Origin of the sequence: Herbaspirillum sp. VT-16-41 (assembly GCF_001994935.1) — a bacterium.
Lineage (GTDB): Bacteria > Pseudomonadota > Gammaproteobacteria > Burkholderiales > Burkholderiaceae_D > Herbaspirillum > Herbaspirillum frisingense.
The window spans coordinates 36,765-58,134 of the sequence record NZ_MUXB01000099.1 but is presented as its reverse complement, the minus strand read 5'-3'; the positions used below and the strand labels follow the sequence as shown (position 1 = coordinate 58,134).

At 59.8% G+C, this 21,370-nt stretch carries 16 protein-coding genes; 13 read left to right on the top strand and 3 right to left on the bottom strand.

Annotated features, from left to right (window positions below; translation table 11 throughout):
• Positions 1 to 370 precede the first annotated feature (370 nt).
• Positions 371 to 1,873, top strand: a complete 1,503-nt coding sequence (locus BTM36_RS08715) for an AMP nucleosidase (RefSeq protein ID WP_077235958.1) — start codon at positions 371 to 373, stop codon at positions 1,871 to 1,873.
• A gap of 56 nt (positions 1,874 to 1,929) precedes the next feature.
• Here the strand turns inward: BTM36_RS08715 and BTM36_RS08710 are convergent, their stop codons facing one another.
• On the bottom strand, positions 1,930 to 3,171 hold the full coding sequence (locus BTM36_RS08710) for an MFS transporter (RefSeq protein ID WP_077235957.1): 1,242 nt from the start codon (positions 3,169 to 3,171) through the stop codon (positions 1,930 to 1,932).
• A gap of 132 nt (positions 3,172 to 3,303) precedes the next feature.
• Between BTM36_RS08710 and BTM36_RS08705 the strand changes: the two genes are divergently transcribed.
• Positions 3,304 to 4,167: a LysR substrate-binding domain-containing protein gene (locus BTM36_RS08705; protein ID WP_006465617.1), complete on the top strand. Its 864-nt coding sequence runs from the start codon at positions 3,304 to 3,306 to the stop codon at positions 4,165 to 4,167.
• Between the two features lie 349 nt (positions 4,168 to 4,516).
• On the opposite strand, the gene nhaR is transcribed toward BTM36_RS08705, so the two are convergent.
• The gene (gene nhaR / locus BTM36_RS08700; RefSeq protein ID WP_077235956.1) at positions 4,517 to 5,491 is read right to left on the bottom strand and encodes a transcriptional activator NhaR; all 975 of its coding nucleotides are present in this window, start codon (positions 5,489 to 5,491) and stop codon (positions 4,517 to 4,519) included.
• A gap of 165 nt (positions 5,492 to 5,656) precedes the next feature.
• On the opposite strand from nhaR, the gene BTM36_RS08695 reads away from it, so the two are divergent.
• The 11 genes from BTM36_RS08695 to BTM36_RS08645 all read left to right on the top strand — a co-directional run bounded on the left by BTM36_RS08695 (position 5,657) and on the right by BTM36_RS08645 (position 20,523).
• Complete coding sequence (locus BTM36_RS08695) at positions 5,657 to 5,977, top strand: zf-TFIIB domain-containing protein (RefSeq protein WP_077235955.1); 321 nt, start codon at positions 5,657 to 5,659, stop codon at positions 5,975 to 5,977.
• Between the two features lie 61 nt (positions 5,978 to 6,038).
• The gene (locus BTM36_RS08690) at positions 6,039 to 7,010 is read left to right on the top strand and encodes a TerC family protein (protein ID WP_077235954.1); all 972 of its coding nucleotides are present in this window, start codon (positions 6,039 to 6,041) and stop codon (positions 7,008 to 7,010) included.
• A 190-nt stretch (positions 7,011 to 7,200) separates the two neighbouring features.
• On the top strand, positions 7,201 to 7,932 hold the full coding sequence (locus BTM36_RS08685) for a transposase (RefSeq protein ID WP_077235953.1): 732 nt from the start codon (positions 7,201 to 7,203) through the stop codon (positions 7,930 to 7,932).
• Positions 7,933 to 8,116: 184 nt separating this feature from the next.
• Complete coding sequence (locus tag BTM36_RS08680; protein ID WP_077235952.1) at positions 8,117 to 12,793, top strand: glutamate synthase-related protein; 4,677 nt, start codon at positions 8,117 to 8,119, stop codon at positions 12,791 to 12,793.
• Positions 12,794 to 12,901: 108 nt separating this feature from the next.
• The gene (locus BTM36_RS08675; protein WP_077235951.1) at positions 12,902 to 14,365 is read left to right on the top strand and encodes a glutamate synthase subunit beta; all 1,464 of its coding nucleotides are present in this window, start codon (positions 12,902 to 12,904) and stop codon (positions 14,363 to 14,365) included.
• A gap of 165 nt (positions 14,366 to 14,530) precedes the next feature.
• Positions 14,531 to 16,327: a M61 family metallopeptidase gene (locus BTM36_RS08670; protein WP_077235950.1), complete on the top strand. Its 1,797-nt coding sequence runs from the start codon at positions 14,531 to 14,533 to the stop codon at positions 16,325 to 16,327.
• A gap of 219 nt (positions 16,328 to 16,546) precedes the next feature.
• The gene (locus BTM36_RS08665) at positions 16,547 to 16,900 is read left to right on the top strand and encodes a hypothetical protein (RefSeq protein WP_254426964.1); all 354 of its coding nucleotides are present in this window, start codon (positions 16,547 to 16,549) and stop codon (positions 16,898 to 16,900) included.
• A 68-nt stretch (positions 16,901 to 16,968) separates the two neighbouring features.
• Complete coding sequence (locus BTM36_RS08660; RefSeq protein ID WP_254426963.1) at positions 16,969 to 18,261, top strand: PD-(D/E)XK nuclease family protein; 1,293 nt, start codon at positions 16,969 to 16,971, stop codon at positions 18,259 to 18,261.
• Between the two features lie 158 nt (positions 18,262 to 18,419).
• Positions 18,420 to 19,268 carry a hypothetical protein gene (locus tag BTM36_RS27720; RefSeq protein ID WP_139347110.1) on the top strand — a complete coding sequence of 283 codons (849 nt, stop codon included), beginning with the start codon at positions 18,420 to 18,422 and terminating at the stop codon, positions 19,266 to 19,268.
• A 105-nt stretch (positions 19,269 to 19,373) separates the two neighbouring features.
• A complete protein-coding gene (locus tag BTM36_RS29255; protein ID WP_306460534.1) occupies positions 19,374 to 19,778 on the top strand; it encodes a helix-turn-helix domain-containing protein in 405 nt (134 codons plus the stop codon).
• A gap of 40 nt (positions 19,779 to 19,818) precedes the next feature.
• Positions 19,819 to 20,523 carry a hypothetical protein gene (locus tag BTM36_RS08645; protein WP_077235947.1) on the top strand — a complete coding sequence of 235 codons (705 nt, stop codon included), beginning with the start codon at positions 19,819 to 19,821 and terminating at the stop codon, positions 20,521 to 20,523.
• A gap of 154 nt (positions 20,524 to 20,677) precedes the next feature.
• Here the strand turns inward: BTM36_RS08645 and BTM36_RS08640 are convergent, their stop codons facing one another.
• Complete coding sequence (locus BTM36_RS08640) at positions 20,678 to 21,286, bottom strand: 50S ribosomal protein L25/general stress protein Ctc (RefSeq protein WP_006465128.1); 609 nt, start codon at positions 21,284 to 21,286, stop codon at positions 20,678 to 20,680.
• Positions 21,287 to 21,370: the final 84 nt, after the last annotated feature.

Here is a 21,370-nt window from a genome sequence, read left to right as displayed (position 1 = left end):
TTCGTGCAAAATGGCTGCTTTGAACGTTGTCAGACGGGCAGAATGACTCGCAACTGACAGCGCGCTGACGGATCGCTGTACACACGTGCCGACGGTCTGCGGAAAAGGTCGGGGGATGACGGGGGAAATTAAGTAAACCGCAGCGAAGAGCTTGGAAGATATCACCGAATGCGCAGGTCGGAAAGGCGGACAAGCCGGCCGTTGTGCCGCCTCATCGCAGCCTGCTGCGTGCTGCATGAAACGCGCCGCTCTCAGGTAAGATGGTGCTGCGCACAAGTTGTTTCGATGAATGACCGGCCAGACCGGCCGCGCCGCTCCAGCGCAGTTCGACCCCACACCGGCGCGGCGCGCGGCAATGATGGAGAACACGATGTTTGCCACAGAAAAATTCACCAATCCCGAAGCCGCCTACGCACGCGTGCTGGAGATCTATGAGCACAACACCGCCATCCTGCGCGATGCCTTCCGCCAGTTCTCCAGCGGGCAGGGCATGTCGCAGCGGGTGCGCGCCTGCTATCCCTTCGTGCGCATCACCACCGAAAAATCCACCCATACCGATACCCGCCAGTCCTTCGGCTTCGTGGCCGGCCCTGGCTGTTACGAGACCACGCTGACGCGACCGCAGTTGTTCCACCAGTACCTGCTGGCGCAGTTCAAGCTGGTGCTGCAGAACCATGAGGTGCCACTGGAAATCGGTGTGAGCGACATGCCCATTCCGGTACATTTCGCCTTCCCCGAGGGCATACACGTCGAGGGCAGCCTCGATCCTGAGCACCTGCGTACCTTGCCCGACTACTTCGATCTGCCGGACCTGGCGACCATGGACGATCGCATCGCCAACGGCAGCTACGAGGTAGACAACGGCGCCTGGCGCGAGGGTGTGCATCCGCTGGCCTTGTTCACCGGGCCGCGCATCGACTATTCACTGCATCGCCTGCGCCATTACACGGCGACCTCGCCGGACCAGTTCCAGCGCTATGTGCTGTTCACCAACTATGCCTTCTACGTCGATGAGTTCGTACGCCTCGGTCGGCGCCTGATGGAGCCGACCGACGACCCGGAGGAACTGGCCTATCGGCGTCAGTACACCGCTTTCGTGGAGCCCGGCAATGTCACCACCTGGAGCGCCAATCAGGAAGGCCTGGAGACGCGTGCCGCTTCCGGCGTGGCACCGGCACGCCAGCCGCAGATGCCGGCCTATCACCTGCAGCGGGCCGATGGCAGTGGTATCACGCTGGTCAACATCGGTGTCGGTCCTTCCAATGCCAAGACGGTCACCGACCACGTGGCGGTGTTGCGTCCGCATGGCTGGCTGATGCTGGGACATTGCGCCGGGCTGTCGGCGTCGCAGCGGATGGGGGATTATGTGCTGGCGCACGCCTATGTACGCGATGACCACGTGCTCGATGACGACCTGCCGCTGTGGGTGCCGATTCCGGCGCTGGCCGAAGTGCAACTGGCGCTGCAGGATGCAGTGGCCAGCATCACCCGGCTGGAAGGTTATGAATTGAAGCGCATCATGCGCACCGGTACCGTGGCCTCAGTCGATGATCGCAACTGGGAGTTGCGTGACCACCGCATGCCGCTGCTGCGTTTTTCGCAGAGTCGCGCCATTGCGCTGGACATGGAAAGCGCCACTGTCGCGGCCAACGGCTTCCGCTTCCGGGTTCCTTATGGCACCTTGCTGTGCGTGTCGGACAAGCCGCTGCACGGCGAGATCAAGCTGCCCGGCATGGCCAATACCTTCTACGAGCAGCGCGTGGCGCAGCACTTGCAGATCGGTATCCGCGCGCTGGAGCTGTTGCGCAACAATGGTATCGAACAGGTGCACAGCCGCAAGTTGCGCAGCTTTGCGGAACCGGCGTTCCGCTGATCGGGAATGCAGCAGGGATGCGCCCGCGACCGTGGATGTCGCGGGCGTTTTTTCATTCAGGCGGCCTGGCGTGGCAACGGATGGCTGCGCGTCAGGCGGTAATACAGCCCGGCACCGATCAGCAAGGTGGCCGCCGCCACGCACAGCGAAGGCGTGAAGGACCCGCTGCCGTGCACCAGTGCGGTGGCCAGCGGCGGTCCGGCAATCTGGCCGATGCCGTAGGCGGCCGTCATCAGGGCCATCAGGCTGCTGGCCTGTTCCTTGCGCAGGCGGCGCGCCTCGCGCATGCCGAACAGGGTGATGGCGGTGAAGGGCAGGCCCAGCAACAGGCAGCTCAGCGCGAAACCCAGCGCATTGGGGAAGAGGATCGATAGCAGCACTCCGGCCGCCTGCATCAGATAGGCGCCGGTCAGCAGCAGGCGCTGATCGCCCTGTACCGGTAAACGGGTGGCACTGAAGGCCCCCAGCGCGACCGACAGGCCGAAGATGGGCCAGAAATAGTCCGGCCAGGCCGAGCCCGGCAGCGCCTGGCGCGCGATCACTGGCAGGAAGGTGGCGGTGATGATGTAGCCGAAGCCGGCAATGCCATAGGCGATCACCTGCACCAGCACTTCACGTTTTTGCTGTGCGCTCTCGACGGCCTTGGATGCTTCGCCATGGAGCGGGTCGCTGTGCACGCTCAGGCCGCGACCGGCATCGAAGCTGAAGGATTTCCAGACGACTGCTGTCAGGGCCAGTGCAATGACGCCAAAGGCGATCCAGCCGCCCGCGGCCAGCCAGCCGGCCGCGATCATGGGGCCGGAAAGCAGCCCGGTGATGGCGATCCCCAGGCCGGGGCCGCAGAAAATGACCCCGCCCAGTTCCGGCCGGTCCAGTTGTGTCAGCTGCTGCAGGCACCAGCCGGCGGTGTAGACGAATACGTAAGCGCTGGCCACGCCGGAGAGAAAGCGCATCCACAACCAGGCCCAATCCTGATGCAGCACGCCCATGCCCAGGGTGAGCAGGATGGTCACCACCAGCCCGCCGCGCAGCATTGCCACGCCGCGCTTGCTGCGATGGAAGGCGCACAGCATGGCGCCAGCGAAATAACCCAGGTAGTTGGCCGTGGCCAGCCAGCCGCCCATCTGCAGTGACAGGCTGCCCTCGTGCAGCATCATCGGTAGCAGCGGCGTGAAGGCGAAGCGACCGATCCCCATGGCCACCGACAGCGCCACCATGCCCGACAGGCAGACCTTCCATGCCATGCCGTGGCGGGATGGGGTGGCGAGGGGGCGGGCGGAGGGAGGGATGGCGGTCATGGCGGCGATCGATGGATGGGGGGAGTGTCAGGGATAGGTGTCTATGCTATCGTTTTCCGGTCATTCGAAAAAATGAATAATTAGAATGACTTCATCTTTTTTCGAGAACACAGGAAAAGGCAGGAGAACCGCATGGAACTGGCTGAACTGGAGATTTTCCGCACCGTGGTGGCCGAGGGCGGCGTGACCCGGGCGGCCGAGCGCCTGAACCGGGTGCAGTCGAATGTGACTACGCGCATCAAGCAACTGGAGGAGTCCATGGGCGTGCCGCTGTTCGTCCGCGACCGCCGGCGCCTGGTCCTGACCGCGGCTGGCGAGGCGCTGCTGGATTACGCCGAGCGCATCCTCGATCTGGTGCAGGAGGCTCGCCACGCTGTCGCTCCGCAGAGCCCGCGCGGTCGGCTGCGCATCGGGTCGATGGAAAGCACTGCTGCCAGCCGGTTGCCGACGCCCCTGGCCGAATTCCACCAACGCTGGCCGGAAGTGCGTCTGGAGCTCTCCACCGCGCCCACTGACGTGCTGGTGGCCCAGGTCCGCGCCTGCAAGCTTGATGCTGCACTGGTGGCCGGTCATCTGGATGATCCGGCCTTCGATGCCACGCCGTTGTTCAAGGAAGAACTCATGCTGGTGACACCGCGCAGCCATCGCCGGGTGCGCTCGCCGGAGGATGTCACGCTGGATACGCTGATCGTCTTCGAGCAGGGCTGCGCCTATCGTCGCCACGCGCAGACCTGGTTTGCCACCCATGGTCGTGGTGGTGTGCCGGTGCGTACGCTGGAGCTGGCGTCCTATCACGCCATCCTGGCGTGCGTGGCGGCCGGGGCCGGCGTGGCCGTGGTGCCGCGCTCGGTGATCGCAATGCAGATGGAGCCCCATGGGTTCGCCACCCACTCGCTGGGCCGCGATGGTCGTGTCACCACTTATCTGATCAGTAGACGGGATCGCTACTCCGCGTCCTTCCTGGCGTTGCGTTCTTTACTTATGGCGAGTGTTTGATATATTTGATCATATGGATTGATGCAAATATGTACTGCCGTGCAGCATATAAAGAGGGTGTAACCATTTGTAAAAACCGCTGCGACGGCACATTGATTTCCCTATATTGAAGTTCCCCCTCCATTCTCCCCCCCGAGAATGGGATTTACCCCACGGCTCGCAAGGGACGTGGGGTTTTTCTTTTGTACTTCCGCTTTTTTCGGACGTCCCAAATCTGTGACGAGCTACCCCGTCAGCCTTGTTTCCTCGTGATGGGCGGTTCGTGTAAGGCCTGTGATGTTTAGTGAGTGCATATGCTCGCCGTTGCCGATATCCCCGTGGTGATTCTTGTCTGCTTGACCTTCCAGGTTCAGCCCCGGCGCCCATCTGCGGCCGTTGTGGCTTTGCGCCGAGCAGGTGGCTCTTCGGACTTGCTGCCCGCGCTGCCGACCAGCAGGTTGCCGCGTGCGGCCGACTGGATGGCCAGCACCGCAGGATGCGTCAGTCTGCGCTCCACCGAGATGGCATAGAACTGTTCGCGGATGGCATCGGTCCTGCCGATTTCCACCAGTCCGTACTGCTTGCGGATCTGCGCGGCGATGGCGGACGGTGCGGCAAAGATGCCGGCGCCGGCGTCGCCGAAGGCCAGCAGCAGCGCACCGTCGTCGAATTCGCCGCTGATCTGCGGGCGGATCTTTTCCTTTTCGAACCAGCGCAGCAGGCGCGGCCTGACGGCGGCGTCCTCGCCGGGCATCAGGAAGGGCGCACCATCGAAACTGCGCGGGAAATCCTTGCGATAGCGCCGGGCCAGCTCGGGCGTGGCGAAGAAGCTGGTGTCGCACTCTCCCAGCAGGTGGTGGTAGCCGCGCACGTCTACATTGGGCGGCATGGGGCTGTCGGCAATGATGATGTCCAGCTTGTGGATGGCGAGGTCAGCCAGGAGCACGTCGAGCTTGCCTTCGCGGCAGATGATGCGGATCGGGTCCGGCATGGCCAGTGCGCTTTCCAGCAGCAGGTAGGCAATCGCCTTGGGCACCGCGTCGGCCACCCCGACACGTAACTGCAGGGCGCGTCCGCCAGGGCGCAGGCGCAGCGCTTCTTCCAGTTCTTCGCCCAGGCTGAAGATGCGTTCGGCATAATCGAACACCATGCGCCCCTCATCGTTGAGCTCCAGCCGCCGGCCCACCCGCTTGAAGAGCTTGTAGCCCAGGCTTTCCTCGAACAGGCTGATCTGGCCGCTGATGGTCTGCGCCGTCAGATGCAGCCGTTCGCCGGCGCGTGCCACGCCACCGCTCTTGGCGACCGTCCAGAAGTAGTGCAGATGCTTGTAGTTGAGGCTGGCCATGTGGAACTCCCGCTTTCAATACTTCGGTTTTTCCGATGGATTATCTCAGAATATTCGAATTTTCATTCATCAGGCTTTGGCCTAAAGTAGCGCCTTGTCCGGTGTGAACATGAGTTATCAACATGTCTGCCGCAGTTGCCATCACTGACATCAAGGAGAAGCCTGATGAAATGTCCCGTCTGTACATCTCACAACCTGCTGATCTCGGAGCGCCAGGGCATCGAGATCGATTACTGCCCACAATGCCGCGGTGTATGGCTTGATCGCGGCGAGCTGGACAAACTGATCGAGCGCTCTGCAGCCAGCCAGATGACGGCGGCAGCACCGGTGCCGCAGCAAGTACGCGTGCCGATGCCACAGCAGCCGCAGCCGCCGGGCTACGACCCGCGCTTCGGCCATGGCACTCGCCATGACCACGGCAGCTACGGTCATGATCACAAGCGCAGGAAAAAGGGCTTCCTCGGCGAGATCTTCGATTTCGACTGAGTCCGGCCACCCATCACGCATCAATGCAGTCAGAAAATAGAAAAGAAGAGAGAGGTCTATCGTGAACGGCGTAGAGAGTTTCGCAAGCCTGCCCATGTGGGGCGGTTTCATCGTATTCGTGCTGGGCATGCTGGCGCTGGACATGTTCGCCCTCGGCGGCCGCCATGCCCACCGCGTCACTCCCAAGGAGGCACTGGGCTGGTCGCTGGGCTGGGTGTCGCTGGCCTTCCTGTTCGCCGGCCTGATGTGGTGGTACCTGGATGCCAACGTCGGCCGTGAATTCGCCAACCAGAAGGGTGCCGAGTTCCTCTCCGGCTACCTGATCGAGAAGGCGCTGTCGGTCGACAACATCTTCGTCTTCCTGATGATCTTCAGCTACTTCGCCGTGCCGCCCGAGATGCAGCGCCGCGTGCTGCTGTACGGCGTGGTGGGTGCCATCGTCATGCGTGCCGTGATGATCCTGCTGGGTGCCTGGATGATCGCGCAGTTCAGCTGGATCCTGTACGTCTTCGGTGCCTTCCTGGTCTTCACCGGCGTGAAGATGCTGATCTTCGCCGACAAGGAAGCCGACCTGGGCGATAACCCGCTGCTGCGTTGGTTGCGTGGTCATATGAAGATCAGCAACGACTACGACGGTGAAAAGTTCACCACCCGCATCAATGGCGTGCGCTATTTCACCCCGCTGATGCTGGTTCTGCTGCTGATCGAAATTTCCGACGTGATCTTCGCGGTGGACAGCATCCCGGCCATCTTCGCCATTACCAATGATCCGTTCATCGTCTTCACGTCGAACATGTTCGCCATCATGGGTTTGCGGGCGCTGTACTTCCTGCTGGCTGATTCGGCAGAGCGCTTCCACCTGCTCAAGTACGGCCTGGCCCTGGTGCTCCTGTTCGTGGGCGGCAAGATGTTGCTGGCCTACTGGTTCCACGTGCCGGTGCTGGTGTCGCTGTCCATCGTGGGCGCCATCCTGCTGATTTCCATCATCGCCAGCCTGGTGATGACCAGAGGTAAGGAAAAGAGCGCCAGCTAACGACACTTGCAGACAGATCAACGTGGGGCTTGACCGGCTGGAGCAATCTGGCCGGTTTTTTTATGCTCGTCACCGTTCGAGATGATTCCGGATTTTTGCAATTCGGTCATGCCGATTCGGCAACGCGCTTTTATTGGGGACGGAGTGCATTAGAATAGCGCCTCCTCCCTACCGGTTTGCAGCGTTCGCCATGGCCCGCCTTCCCCGTCTCGTCGTTCCCAACCAGCCTCATCACATTATCCAACGCGGTCATGACGGTCTGGTCATCTTCCGCGATGCCGACGATCACCAGGCTTTCCTGGGCTGGCTCAAGGATGCTGCGCGGCAATTCAAGGTGGCGGTACATGCCTACGTGCTCATGCCGGATCACCTGCACCTGCTGGCTACGCCTGCCGATGACCAGGGCCTGGCACGGATGATGCAGTGGATAGGGCGCCACTATGTTCCCTATTTCAACCAGAAGCATGGGCGCAGTGGCACGCTGTGGCAGGGGCGCTATCGTGCCACCGTCATCGACGCCGAGCTCTACCTGCTCGCCGTCTGCCGTTACATCGAGCTCAACCCCGTGCGCAATGGCCTGGTGGCCAGCCCCGGGGAGTACCCGTGGTCCAGCTACATGCATCACATCGGGGCCAAGCAGGATGGCCTGATCACCGACCACCCTCAATATTGGTCGATTGGCAACACTCCTTTCGATCGCGAGATCGCCTATCGACAGCTCACCGAAGATGGGCTGGCGCGAGCCGAAGTGGAGCGCATCACCGATGCCACGCTCAAGGGTTGGGCGCTGGGCTCGGAAGATTTCAAGCAGGGCCTGGAGCGCCAGACCCATCGACGCGTCAGTCCAGCCAAGCGTGGCCGGCCTGCCAACGTGCGGGTGGTCATCGACGACGAAGACGCGGCGGCAACCCAGGATGCGTAGTCATTAAAATTTTTGTTTTGTGATCAATGACTTGCACTCGTTTGCAATAACTCTGTCCCCAATTAAAAAATCCTGAAATTTCTAGGGATTAAAATTGCACTCAGACCCTAATTATTTTCATTGAACTATTGGGTGCAGTGCACTATTCTTCAAATCCTTACTGTCAATGTGGTGGAGTTCCGTTATGCACGCGCAAGGCCTTTACGACCCAGCAAATGAACATGACGCCTGTGGCGTCGGTTTCATCGCCCATATCAAGGGCAAGAAATCCCATTCCATCGTTGACCAGGGTTTGCTCATTCTGAAGAACCTGGATCACCGGGGCGCGGTCGGTGCCGACCCGCTCATGGGCGATGGTGCCGGTATCCTGATCCAGATTCCCGACCAGTACTACCGCGAAGAGATGGCCAAGCAGGGCGTGGACCTGCCGCCGCCCGGCGAATACGGCGTGGGCATGGTGTTCCTGCCCAAGGAAAACGCCTCCCGCATCGCCTGTGAACAGGAAATCGAACGCGCCGTGCTGGCCGAAGGCCAGATCGTGCTCGGCTGGCGCGATGTGCCGGTGGACCGCGACATGCCGATGTCCCCCACCGTGCGTGAAAAAGAGCCGGTGATCCGCCAGATCTTCATCGGCCGTGGCCCCGACGTGATGGTGACCGACGCGCTGGAACGCAAGCTCTACGTGATCCGCAAGTCTTCCGGTCACGCCATCCAGGCGCTGAACCTGCTGCACGGCAAGGAATTCTTCGTGCCCTCGATGTCGGCCCGTACCGTGGTCTACAAGGGCTTGCTGCTGGCCGACCAGGTCGGCGTGTACTACAAGGACCTGCAGGACGAGCGCTGTGTCTCGGCCTTGGCCCTGGTGCACCAGCGCTTCTCCACCAACACCTTCCCGGAATGGCCGCTGGCCCACCCGTACCGCCTGATCGCCCACAACGGTGAAATCAACACCGTCAAGGGCAACTTCAACTGGATGCGCGCCCGCGAAGGCGTGATGCAGTCCGCCGTGCTGGGTTCGGACCTGAAGAAGCTGTTCCCGCTGATCTATGAAGGCCAGTCCGACACCGCCAGCTTCGACAACGCGCTGGAACTGCTGGTCATGGCCGGCTATCCGCTGCCGCAGGCGATGATGATGATGGTGCCCGAAGCCTGGGAAAACCACACCTCGATGGACGACAATCGTCGCGCCTTCTACGAATACCACGCCGCCATGATGGAGCCGTGGGACGGCCCGGCCGCGCTGGCCTTCACCGATGGTCGCCATATCGGCGGTACGCTCGACCGTAACGGCCTGCGTCCGGCACGCTACATCGTCACCGATGACGACCTGGTGGTGATGGCGTCCGAATCCGGCGTGCTGCCCATTCCCGAATCCAAGATCATCCAGAAGTGGCGCCTGCAACCGGGCAAGATGTTCCTGATCGACCTGGACGCCGGCCGCATCATCGACGACAAGGAACTGAAGGATACCTACGCCAACGCCAAGCCCTACAAGCAGTGGATCAACTCGGTGCGCGTCAAGCTGGACGAACTGAAGGAAGAGGCACGCCAGCCGTCGTCGCCGCTGAAGCTGCTGGACCTGCAGCAGGTCTTCGGCTACACGCAGGAAGACATCAAGTTCCTGATGGCCCCCATGGCCACGGGCGGTGAGGAAGCCATCGGTTCCATGGGCAATGACTCGCCGCTGGCCGTCATGTCCAACAAGAACAAGACGCTCTACAACTACTTCCGCCAGCTGTTCGCCCAGGTGACCAACCCGCCGATCGACCCGATCCGCGAAGCGCTGGTCATGTCGCTGGTGTCCTTCATCGGCCCCAAGCCCAACCTGCTGGACACCAACAACATCAACCCGCCGATGCGCCTGGAAGTGTCGCAACCGGTGCTGGACTATGACGACATCGCCAAGCTGCGCAACATCAGCGCCCACAGCGGCGGCAAGTTCAAGTCCTATGAACTGAACATCTGCTACCCCGTCGCCTGGGGCAAGGAGGGCATCGAAGCCCGCCTGGCCTCGCTGTGCGCCAAGGCCGTGGATGCGGTCAAGTCGGGCCACAACATCCTGATCATCTCGGACCGCAAGGTCGATGCCGACCAGCTGCCCATCCCGGCACTGCTGGCCACCTCCGCCATCCACCAGCACCTGGTCAGCAAGGGCCTGCGCACCTCCACCGGCCTGGTGGTGGAAACCGGCTCGGCCCGCGAAACGCACCACTTCGCCCTGCTGGCAGGTTATGGCGCCGAAGCCATCCACCCCTACCTGGCCATGGACACCCTGTCCGACATGGCCAAGGGCCTGTCGGGCGACCTGTCGCCGGAAAAGGCCATCTACAACTTCCAGAAGGCAGTCGGCAAGGGCTTGCTGAAGGTCATGTCCAAGATGGGCATTTCGACCTACATGTCCTACTGCGGCGCGCAGATCTTCGAAGCCATCGGCCTGTCCAAGGCGCTGGTGGACAAGTACTTCAAGGGCACCGCCTCCAACGTCGAAGGTATCGGCGTGTTCGAAGTGGCCGAAGAGGCACTGCGCCTGCACACCGCCGCCTTCAGCAGCGACCCGGTGCTGGCCAACGCCCTGGACGCCGGTGGCGAATACGCCTTCCGCATCCGCGGCGAAGAGCACATGTGGACCCCGGACGCGATCGCCAAGCTGCAGCACTCGACCCGTTCGAACAGCTACAACACCTACAAGGAATACGCCCAGATCATCAACGACCAGTCCAAGCGCCACATGACGCTGCGTGGCCTGTTCGAGTTCAAGATCGATCCGTCGCGCGCCATCTCCATCGATGAAGTGGAACCGGCCAAGGAAATCGTCAAGCGCTTCGCCACCGGCGCCATGTCGCTGGGCTCGATCTCGACCGAAGCCCACGCCACCCTGGCTATCGCCATGAACCGCATCGGCGGCAAGTCCAACACCGGCGAAGGTGGCGAGGACGTCAACCGCTACCGCAACGAGTTGAAGGGCATCCCCATCAAGCAGGGCGCCACCCTGGCCTCGGAAATCGGTCGCGAACACATCGAAGTCGATATCCCGCTGCAGGAAGGCGATTCGCTACGCTCGCGCATCAAGCAGGTGGCGTCGGGCCGTTTCGGCGTCTCCGCCGAATACCTGATCTCCGCCGACCAGATCCAGATCAAGATGGCGCAGGGTGCCAAGCCGGGTGAAGGCGGTCAGCTGCCGGGCCACAAGGTCTCCGAATACATCGCCAAGCTGCGCGTGTCGGTGCCGGGCGTGGGCCTGATCTCGCCGCCGCCGCACCACGACATCTACTCCATCGAAGATCTGGCGCAGCTGATCCACGACCTGAAGAACGTCAATCCGCGTGCCTCGATCTCGGTCAAGCTCGTCTCTGAAGTGGGCGTGGGTACCGTGGCGGCCGGCGTGGCCAAGGCCAAGTCGGACCACGTGGTCATCGCTGGCCATGATGGCGGCACCGGCGCTTCGCCGCTGTCCTCGATCAAGCATGCCGGCTCGCCGTGGGAACTGGGCCTGGCCGAAACCCAACAGACCCTGGTCCTGAACGGCCTGCGCAACCGCATCCGCGTGCAGGCCGACGGCCAGATGAAGACCGGTCGTGACGTCGTCATCGGCGCCATGCTGGGCGCGGACGAATTCGGTTTCGCCACCGCACCGCTGGTGGTCGAAGGCTGCATCATGATGCGCAAGTGCCACCTGAACACCTGCCCGGTGGGCGTGGCCACGCAAGATCCGGTGCTGCGCGCCAAGTTCTCCGGCAAGCCGGAACACGTGGTCAACTTCTTCTTCTTCATCGCCGAAGAAGCGCGCCAGATCATGGCCCAGCTGGGTATCCGCAAGTTCGACGAGCTGATCGGCCGCGCCGACCTGCTGGACCGTTCCAAGGCCATCGCCCACTGGAAGGCCAAGGGTCTGGACTTCAGCCGCATCTTCCATCAGCCGGAGTCGAAGCTGCCGGTGTATCACACCGACTTTCAGGATCACGGCCTGGACAAGGCACTGGACCACAAGCTGATCGCGCAAGCCAAGATCGCGCTGGAAAAGGGCGAGAAGGTTTCCTTCATCTCTCCGATCAAGAACCTCAACCGTACCGTCGGTGCCATGCTCTCGGGTGAAGTCGCCAAGCGTTACGGCGACGAAGGCCTGCCGGATGACACCATCCACATCCAGCTGCAAGGTACCGCAGGCCAGTCGGCGGGCGCCTTCCTGGCCAAGGGCGTGACCCTGGATCTGGTCGGCGAAGGCAACGACTACGTCGGCAAGGGCCTCTCGGGTGGCCGCATCATCGTGCGTCCCAACACCGAGTTCCGTGGCCGCGCCGTGGACAACATGATCTCCGGTAACACCGTGCTGTATGGCGCCATCAATGGCGAAGCCTTCATCAACGGCGTGGCCGGCGAACGTTTCGCAGTGCGTAATTCGGGCGCCACCGCCGTGGTGGAAGGCACCGGCGACCACGGTTGTGAATACATGACCGGCGGCACCGTGGTGGTGCTGGGCAATACCGGTCGCAACTTCGCAGCCGGCATGTCGGGCGGCATCGCCTACGTGTATGACCCGGAAGGTGATTTCGCCGGCAAGTGCAACACCGCCATGGTCAGCCTGGAAAAGGTCCTGTCGGACACCGAACAGGAACAGACCGTCAACCGCGACATCTGGCACAGCCTGCTGCGCGGTGGCGATCGCCAGACCGACGAAGCCATCCTGCGCGGCTTGATTGAGCGTCACTTCAAGTACACCGGCAGCACGCGTGCGCGCTACCTGCTGGATAACTGGGCGGCATCGCGTGCCAAGTTCGTCAAGGTGTTCCCGACGGAGTACAAGCGTGCGCTGGCCGAGCTGGCCGCCGCTGCCCAATCGAAGAAGGAGAAGGTCGCTGCCTGATCGTCATCAGCCAGCGTAACTTTCGAGTCAATCAAGCACGCCGGCGGGCGTGGCGCCAGAAATGAAGAGCGCCGCCCGCCGCATCCTTAGCGAGAATGTGAGAGGAAAATGGGAAAAGCAACCGGTTTCATGGAATACCAGCGCCTGAAAGAGGCCAGTGAAGCGCCAGCAGCGCGCACCAAGCACTACAAGGAATTCGTCCTGCACCTGAGCGACGCCGACGCCAAGATCCAGGGCGCGCGTTGCATGGACTGCGGCATCCCCTTCTGCAACAACGGCTGCCCGGTCAACAACATCATTCCCGACTGGAATGACCTGGTCTATCGCGGCAACTACAAGGAAGCCCTGGATACCCTGCACCAGACCAACAACTTCCCCGAGTTCACCGGCCGCATCTGCCCGGCACCCTGCGAAGCCGCCTGCACCCTGGGCATCAACAATGACGCCGTGGGCATCAAGTCGATCGAGCACTTCATCATCGACAAGGGCTGGGAAAACGGCTGGGTGGTGCCGCAGCCGGCCGCCGTCAAGACCGGCAAGAAGGTCGCCGTGGTCGGCTCCGGCCCCGCCGGCATGGCCGCTGCCCAGCAGCTGGCACGCGCCGGTCACGACGTGACCGTGTTCGAGAAGAGTGATCGTGTGGGTGGCCTGCTGCGTTACGGCATCCCCGACTTCAAGATGGAAAAGTCGCACATCGACCTGCGCGTGGAACAGATGAAGGCCGAAGGCGTGACCTTCCGTACCAGCGTCTTCGTGGGCAAGGATTTCCCCGAGACCGTCAACAACTGGTCCAAGGAAACCGTCTCCCCCGACGAACTGAAGAAGGAATTCGACGCCGTCATCATCGCCGGTGGCGCCGAGTCCCCGCGTGACCTGCCGGTGCCGGGGCGCGAGCTCAAGGGCGTGCATTTCGCCATGGACTTCCTGCCGCTGCAGAACAAGGTCAATGCCGGCGATAAGCTGAAGAACCAGATCATGGCCACCGGCAAGAACGTGGTCGTCATCGGCGGTGGTGACACCGGCTCCGACTGTGTCGGTACCTCCAACCGTCACGGCGCTACGTCCGTGACCCAGTTCGAACTGATGCCGCAACCGCCGGAATCCGAAAACAAGCCGCTGGTCTGGCCCTACTGGCCGATCAAGCTGCGCACCTCTTCCTCGCACGAAGAAGGTTGCGAGCGCGATTTCGCGGTCACCACCAAGCGCCTGGAAGGCAAGGGCGGCAAGGTCGAGAAGCTCATCGCCGCGCGCGTCGAGTTCAAGGACGGCAAGATGGTGGAAGTCCCCGATTCGGAATTCGAGATCAAGGCTGATCTGGTGCTGCTGGCCATGGGCTTCGTCTCGCCGGTGGCGCAGGTGCTGGAGGCTTTCGGCGTGGACAAGGATGCCCGCGGCAACGCCAAGGCCACCACCGATGGCGAAGGCTGCTACAAGACCTCGGTGGACAAGGTCTTTGCTGCAGGGGACATGCGTCGTGGCCAGTCGCTGGTGGTGTGGGCGATCCGCGAAGGGCGCCAGTGCGCACGCGCAGTGGACGAGTTCCTGATGGGCAGCTCGCTGCTGCCGCGCTGATCCCGCATGGCGGACTGCATCAAACGATTTATATGATTTAAATAGTTTTAACGGTTAGCTTCATTTGACCCTGGACCCGGGCCGACGCAAGTCGGTCCGGTTTTTTTATTTTTGCCGCGTGTAAAATGGGCCATCGCCGCCCGCCGGCATCATCTCCACACTGCAATGGCCACCCCGATCCGCTACAGCATCACTTCCCTCAATCCCGCCTCCCATGTCTATGAGGTCAGCGTCACAGTCGATTCGCCAGCGCCGGAGGGCCAGGTGTTTTCGCTACCGGCCTGGATTCCGGGCAGCTACATGATCCGCGAGTTCGGCAAGAACATCGTGGCCTTGCGCGGTGAGTCAGCCGGTCGCAAGGTGCAGGTCAGGAAGCTGGACAAGCACACCTGGCAAGCCGCTCCCTGCAAGGGCGCGCTCACCCTGCATTACCAGGTCTATGCCTGGGACCTGTCGGTGCGCACCGCGCACCTGGACGAGACCCATGGCTTCTTCAATGGCACCAGCGTGTTCCTGGCCGCGCATGGTTTCGAGCAGGCTCAGCAGGTGGTGGAGATCCGCCGTCCCGAGGGCGAGCAGTTCAAGCGCTGGCGCGTCGCCACGGCCATGGCTGAACTCAAGGCCAAGCGCTATGGCTTTGGCACCTATGTGGCGCAGAACTACGATGAGCTGATCGATCATCCGGTGGAAATCGGCGATTTCACCCTGGCCAGCTTCCAGGCGCATGGCGTGCCGCATGACGTGGTCATCACCGGCCGCGTGCCCAATCTCGACATGGCGCGCCTGTGCGACGACCTCAAGAAGATCTGTGAAGCCCAGATCGCCTTCTTCGAGCCACGTACCAAGCGCGCGCCCATGGACCGCTATGTCTTCATGACGCTGGCCGTCGGCGATGGCTACGGCGGCCTGGAGCATCGTGCTTCCACCGCCCTGATCTGCTCGCGCGCCGACCTCCCGGTCAAGGGCAAGCCGGAGCAGACCGATGGCTACCGTACCTACCTGGGCCTGTGCAGCCACGAATATTTCCATACCTGGAACGTCAAGCGCATCAAGCCAGCCGTATTCGCCCCCTACGACCTGCGCCAGGAGAACTACACCTCCCTGCTATGGCTGTTCGAGGGCTTCACCAGCTATTACGACGACCTGTTCCTGGTGCGTACCGGCGTCATCGATACCGACAACTATCTGAAGCTGATCGGCAAGACCATCACCGGCGTGCTGCGCGGCAGCGGTCGCAAGAAGCAGAGCGTGGCCGAATCCAGCTTCGATGCCTGGGTCAAGTATTACCGTCAGGACGAAAACGCCAGCAATGCCATCGTCAGCTATTACACCAAGGGTTCGCTGGTGGCCATGGGACTGGACCTGACGATCCGCCAGCAAACCGGCGGCCGCCGTTCGCTGGACGATGTCATGCGCGCACTGTGGACCGGTTTTGGCCGCGACTTCTACCAGGGCAAGCCGCGGGGCGTGCCGGAAGAGGGCATCCTGGAGCTGATGGAGCAATTCGCCGGCGTCGACCTCAAGCGCTTCCACGACCGCTACATCCGCGGTACCGAGGACGTCCCGCTGGAAGCGTTGCTGCCGGCCTTCGGACTGGCCTATGAGGCTGCGTTGCCGGCGGACGCCAAGCCCTGGCTGGGCGCGCGCATCACCAAGGAAGGCAGCGACGCCAAGCTGGCAGCACTGTACGAAGGCGGCCCTGCGATGCAGGCGGGCCTGTCGGCCGGAGACAAGCTGGTGGCCATCGATGGCTTGCGTGTGCCTGCATCCGGTCCCGATGGCTTGCTGGCGCGTTACCGACTCAACGATACGGTGCGTGTGCATGCCTTCCGTCGTGATGAACTGATGGAATTCAACGTCAAGCTCAAGGCGGATACGGCGCCGCAGGTGAGCCTGAAGGCCTTGCCCAAGCCGGTGGCGACGGTGCGCCAGCGCGAGGCCTGGCTCAAGAGCCGGGGCTGAGTCAATAAGGGCTGCTCCGTCTGTCGTGGCGGGAGCGGCCCTCTTTTTTCGACAATGGTGCAGGTATTGCAACATGGAAAGCTCCTGTAGGATGAGAACCCCCCGGAAATTGCGCTGCGCCCGGCGTAACACTGCCGGCAGCAAAAGCACCGCGCGCGCGATGTCTGATCTACGGATTGCTGCTCTACGGCGACCGTTCTTTCATCCACAAGGAGAGGTATGAGCATCTTGCAGTTGAGTCTGATTGCGGCCGTTGTCGCCGTCGTGCTGTTGCTGGTATTCGTTATCGCCATCACCCTGCGTCGCGTGGTGCCGACCAACATGGTGCATATCGTCCAGACATCCCATTCAAGTACGCCCTACGGGCGTGGCAAGCCAGCCGGCAATGCCTATTACGCCTGGCCAAGCTGGTTGCCCAAACTGGGTATCACGGTCACCGAATTCCCCGAAAGCATCTTCCAGGTTGCGCTGAATGACTACGAAGCCTATGCCCCTCAATACTCTCTGGCTATGCGTGCGTATGGGAATGTCTTACTAAAAAAAGAGCAGCGCAGCTTGGTTAGCTGTGGCTGAATTTATCTAAAGGGAAGGGTCGGGGAAGTTGCTCGGCCATGTTTATGAACGTACTAACGTCGAAAAATATGACTACAAAAGACCTGCATGAATCCATTGATGAATTGATGGCTGATCCACAACTTGTTGAACTTTGCGAGCTACAGCGGACGGGCGACGAGGTGTTGGACGTGATATCTCTGACTGAAAATCAGCATTCTGACATCCTTGCTTGGATGTTTGACGCAAGAGAAGGCCATGGGCAAGGCGATGAAATTCTCCGTGATTTGCTCACTCATGCGTCTACCCAGGTAGCCAGTGGAGACAGTGGACTAGACGGACGCTGCTCTACTTCCCAATTTTTCTCGAAGTGGACGCCTTCTCGTATCAGAACGACATCCTTTGGTGCGGCATTCACCGCGCGTGAACTCGGTATCGCCGCTAGCGAGCGGGTTGATTTATTTGTTATCGACGAACAAAACAAATTTGTCTTACTTATCGAGAACAAAGCTGGTTCTGGTCACACGGAGAAGCAACTTAATCTCTATCGAGCTAACTTCTCGAAGTTCGTCGCCGAGAATCCGAAGCTTAAGGGCTATTCCCAAGTGTATCTAGCCTTGGATAGGAAGTACGATAGCGAAGATACAACATCGCGTGCATGCTCTGACACTTGGCTGCATCTGGGCTATGAATGGCTTCAGACGTCAGCGAGGCGCGCATTAATGCATGTTCAGAGAGGTAATTCTGCAGCCAGGTTAGTTGTGAGCTACTGTAATCGACAAACAGAGTGGGAGAGCCCTGCCAACTCTGCTTCTCTGAAAATTGCCACGGCTTTGCACCGTACCTATCCAGCCGCGATGCGGTTCTTGTCTGAGATGACCCCAAAGAGAACTGAAAAAGTATGGTTAGAGAATCGGCAGGAGGATAACAATCTCTTGTTCCTGCTCCAGAATAAGAGTGCAATCGCTTTACTGAGGGAGACAAAGGGAATGGCGTCTGTAAAGGCCACAATTCTGGAGGAAAATCCAACGCTCCCTTCCGATAGCATTTTCCTCAAGAGAAAGAGACTTGATTTATGCCCGTCTGGATGGAAGCAATTTGAAACGGATGGCTGGTGGCCAGTCTTTATGAATGTGCGTTACACGGATCAGGAGCGAACTAAGTTCTCCTTGAGCTTATGTTGGAACGGAAAGCATGCAAGCACGCATGAAGAAGCTGAGTTTCTACGAAAACAACTGGCGCTTGTTGAGCCAAGATTTTCTACACATATTGATAGTGCATGGCGGCGTGTGTACATTAAGCGTGGAATGAATTTGCCGCAGTTGTTGAAATTGATTGGTGAAATGAATATTAAGCTCGAAGCGGCATTAATGAGGACTTGAGGACACGGGCAGGCGCATAGTGAAGTCTATCGATCGCATGCAGACGTTGGTGCCGGTGTAGCTCCCTTAAACGAAGCCCGCTATAAAGCGGGCTTCTTGGTAGACGCAAGATTGTACTGACTTGGGGCACAATACCTCTGTCGACACGAGTCTCAACGGTGATGGATATGATTGTTGCGCAAGAAAATATATTGCTTAAGAGATGTTGCTTGGAGGCGGGCAACTTCCTCGCGTTAGAAATATGCGAGAGAGCCTCATCAGAATGGTTCTTGAGCATCCAGCGTAGCCCTGACGCACGTACTTTCTTCAAACGTACTGTGTTGTCCAAGGGGGTCGTGCTCCAAGTTTCAGCTGTCACCGCTGTGGCCAACTCCTTTCTTTCCTGCTGCGGGGAGGATGTAAGGATTCCCCCGGCAAAATCCGAAGTTGATTCATTGCAACATCAAGCGGCGGCGTTAAAGTCACAGCTTGATAAAGCAGGCCGATCGTGGCTCATCCCTGAAGCTCGCAGTCAAGAATTTCAAGTACCGCTAGCTAGGCTAGCCGAGGCACCATCAACGGTTGCTCCTCGAGGCGCGGGCAGATTGCCCAACTTGCCGCGTCGTAGCTTTGTGCTGCATCTGGCTGAATCTTTGTATGGGTTGGTTGATGATTTTCCTGTGAGGTTTATCGCCGGCGTTGCTGCACAGGCTTGGGAGGAAACCGACGAGCGCCAGGTTCGAGAGATTCTGTCCAACACTGAGCGTGAAAAAATCAAGGCCCAGGTTCAGCTAAAAAGGAAATCTGCCGTCAGTGCCGAGGTTGACACGCATCTCTTGATTAGCCGGCTGAGCGTGGCGAAACGCATTCGGCTTTCGGCTTCTCCAGAAAAAACTGACGCAGCGCGATTGCTTGAAATGCTTGAGCTGGCGAAGGGAATGGCCGATTCAACGGCAGCTTCCACACTGATAGGTGTTCTTAATGCCGCAGCCACTGAGCTTGGCATGCGGCCGAATGAAAATGAATAAAAAAGCGGAGGAAATATAGCCGATTTCGGCCCTATTTCCTCCGGGGGAAATTCACCCATAGCTTCAATCTTTCTTGTAACGTCAATTATCGCGAGCGATTTGATAATGCGACCCATGAATAATCCTGAAAAGACAATCATGGGTAAGAACAGCGAACCGCCGGATGCCAAGAGTGGCTTTCAGCACATAGTGAAAGCATGGCCAGGAAACACCTCGTATGAGCAGCGTCAACGTCTCCTGGAGACCATACAGAAACGAGGGAGTGTGACGACAATGGAGGCCGTACGCTTCTTGGAGATCGTAGATCCACGACCAAGGATTTCTGAGCTAAGGGCCGAGGGTTGGCATATCGTTAGAAGCTGGACCATGCAGGAGTCGGAAACAGGTGGGCTTCACCGGGTTGGTTTGTATCGGCTGACGTCGATGGGACACGGCTCGTCACCTATCACATATGGTCACACCCCAGTCCCAAAGATGGGGCAGGCGTCCCTTTTTGATGTCTTGCCGTAGATAGGCTTAGTAAGCAATTCCACCGTACATCTCAACAAGTATGAGCAACGCTATCAATATCGAATCGGATTACCTGCCTCATCGCATGCGGGCCGCCGTTAGCTTTGCTTGGTCTCTATTTGCCCGGAAGGTCGGAGGGGGTGTTATTGAGGTCAATAAAGAAGCGTCGATGCAGCTGCAGTTCAGCTACATACTGCAGCAACTTTTGCCTCTTATTGCCTTTCACAAATCTGAGGTATTTGCATTGGAGCTTGAAACTGGAGTGCGGCTAGAAAACGGCTCGTGCGAAATTGATGTTTTGTTTAAAGGAAAAGCAGGGGAGCAGGAGCATCGAATCGCGATAGAAATGAAGTGCTACAAGACATTGGCATCATCGGGAAATCCAAGAGGTGCCACGGACATTTTTATGAAAGATGTCTATGAAGATCTTGCAATTTTGGAGCAATACGTTGGCGGTGGCCATGCTCAAGAGGGGCTTGCGCTGGTGATGACCGACATGCGCCGGTTGGTCCAGCCCACTAGAAAAGATGCTAAATGCTGGGATTACGATATTTCGGATGGTGCATCCTTTGGCCCAATTCAGTTATCAACTCCCATTGGCGGAAAACCTATCAATATCACCCTGAAAAACCAATACTTGTTGGATTGGATTCAGTACGGAGATTTCTGGTTTCTCGAAGCTCAGGGGCGGTCTGTGGAAGAAAACACTGGTAGTCATAGTCCAGAGAAAGCGGAGGTTTATTAAGTCGCGGTGACGGGCAATCCGACGGCGGCTGCGGTAGCTGGCGAAGCGGGCCGGAAGTAATCACGATGACGGCGGCGCGCGAGCCCGCGCTGTTAACGAAAAAACCCGCCGAATCAGATTCGGCGGGTTTTTTCTTGCAGCGGAAGAAAGCGGATTACTTGGCTTCTTCGGCGCCGCCAGCAGCAGCTTCACCTTCAGCGGCAACTTGACCGGCCGGCACGGTGGCGGTGGCGATGGTCAGGTTTTCCTGGGTGACGGCGGTCACGCCGTTGGGCAGCTTCAGGTCAGCCAGGTGGATCGATTGGCCGACGTCCAGCTTGGACAGGTCGACTTCGATGAACTCAGGCAGGTTCTTCGGCAGGCAGGTCACGTCCAGTTCAGCAGCCACGTGGCTGATGATGCCGGCGTGCAGCTTGACGGCCGGCGACACTTCAGCGTTCACGAAGTGCAGGGGCACCTTGGTGTGCAGCTTCTGGGAAGCGTCCACGCGTTGGAAGTCAACGTGCAGGACCAATTGCTTGAAAGCGTGGACTTGGAAGTCACGCAGCAGCACTTGTTCGACCTTGCCGTCGATTTCCAGGTCCAGGATGGACGAGTGGAAGGTTTCCTTCTTCAGTGCGTGGTACAGCGCGTTGTGGTCAACGGCGATGTTCAGCGGGGCAGCAGTGCCACCGTAGACGATACCCGGGGTTTGACCCGCGCGACGCAGGCGGCGGCTCGCTCCGGTGCCCTGTTCATTACGCGGAAAGGCGATCACTTTCATGTTGAAGCTCCAATGTTGGCAGGGCTCGTCGTTGAATCATTCAATCGACGGTTGCCCCGCAAGTTAAATATTCCCCGCGACCAG

What these genes read in the sequence shown, in the direction of transcription:
- BTM36_RS08715 (WP_077235958.1), top strand. Translation starts at nt 371, where the DNA reads ATGTTTGCCACAGAAAAATTCACCAATCCCGAAGCCGCCTACGCACGC.
- BTM36_RS08710 (WP_077235957.1), bottom strand. Translation starts at nt 3,171, where the DNA reads ATGACCGCCATCCCTCCCTCCGCCCGCCCCCTCGCCACCCCATCCCGC.
- BTM36_RS08705 (WP_006465617.1), top strand. Translation starts at nt 3,304, where the DNA reads ATGGAACTGGCTGAACTGGAGATTTTCCGCACCGTGGTGGCCGAGGGC.
- nhaR (WP_077235956.1), bottom strand. Translation starts at nt 5,491, where the DNA reads ATGGCCAGCCTCAACTACAAGCATCTGCACTACTTCTGGACGGTCGCC.
- BTM36_RS08695 (WP_077235955.1), top strand. Translation starts at nt 5,657, where the DNA reads ATGAAATGTCCCGTCTGTACATCTCACAACCTGCTGATCTCGGAGCGC.
- BTM36_RS08685 (WP_077235953.1), top strand. Translation starts at nt 7,201, where the DNA reads ATGGCCCGCCTTCCCCGTCTCGTCGTTCCCAACCAGCCTCATCACATT.
- BTM36_RS08680 (WP_077235952.1), top strand. Translation starts at nt 8,117, where the DNA reads ATGCACGCGCAAGGCCTTTACGACCCAGCAAATGAACATGACGCCTGT.
- BTM36_RS08675 (WP_077235951.1), top strand. Translation starts at nt 12,902, where the DNA reads ATGGGAAAAGCAACCGGTTTCATGGAATACCAGCGCCTGAAAGAGGCC.
- BTM36_RS08670 (WP_077235950.1), top strand. Translation starts at nt 14,531, where the DNA reads ATGGCCACCCCGATCCGCTACAGCATCACTTCCCTCAATCCCGCCTCC.
- BTM36_RS08665 (WP_254426964.1), top strand. Translation starts at nt 16,547, where the DNA reads ATGAGCATCTTGCAGTTGAGTCTGATTGCGGCCGTTGTCGCCGTCGTG.
- BTM36_RS08660 (WP_254426963.1), top strand. Translation starts at nt 16,969, where the DNA reads ATGACTACAAAAGACCTGCATGAATCCATTGATGAATTGATGGCTGAT.
- BTM36_RS29255 (WP_306460534.1), top strand. Translation starts at nt 19,374, where the DNA reads ATGCGACCCATGAATAATCCTGAAAAGACAATCATGGGTAAGAACAGC.
- BTM36_RS08645 (WP_077235947.1), top strand. Translation starts at nt 19,819, where the DNA reads ATGAGCAACGCTATCAATATCGAATCGGATTACCTGCCTCATCGCATG.
- BTM36_RS08640 (WP_006465128.1), bottom strand. Translation starts at nt 21,286, where the DNA reads ATGAAAGTGATCGCCTTTCCGCGTAATGAACAGGGCACCGGAGCGAGC.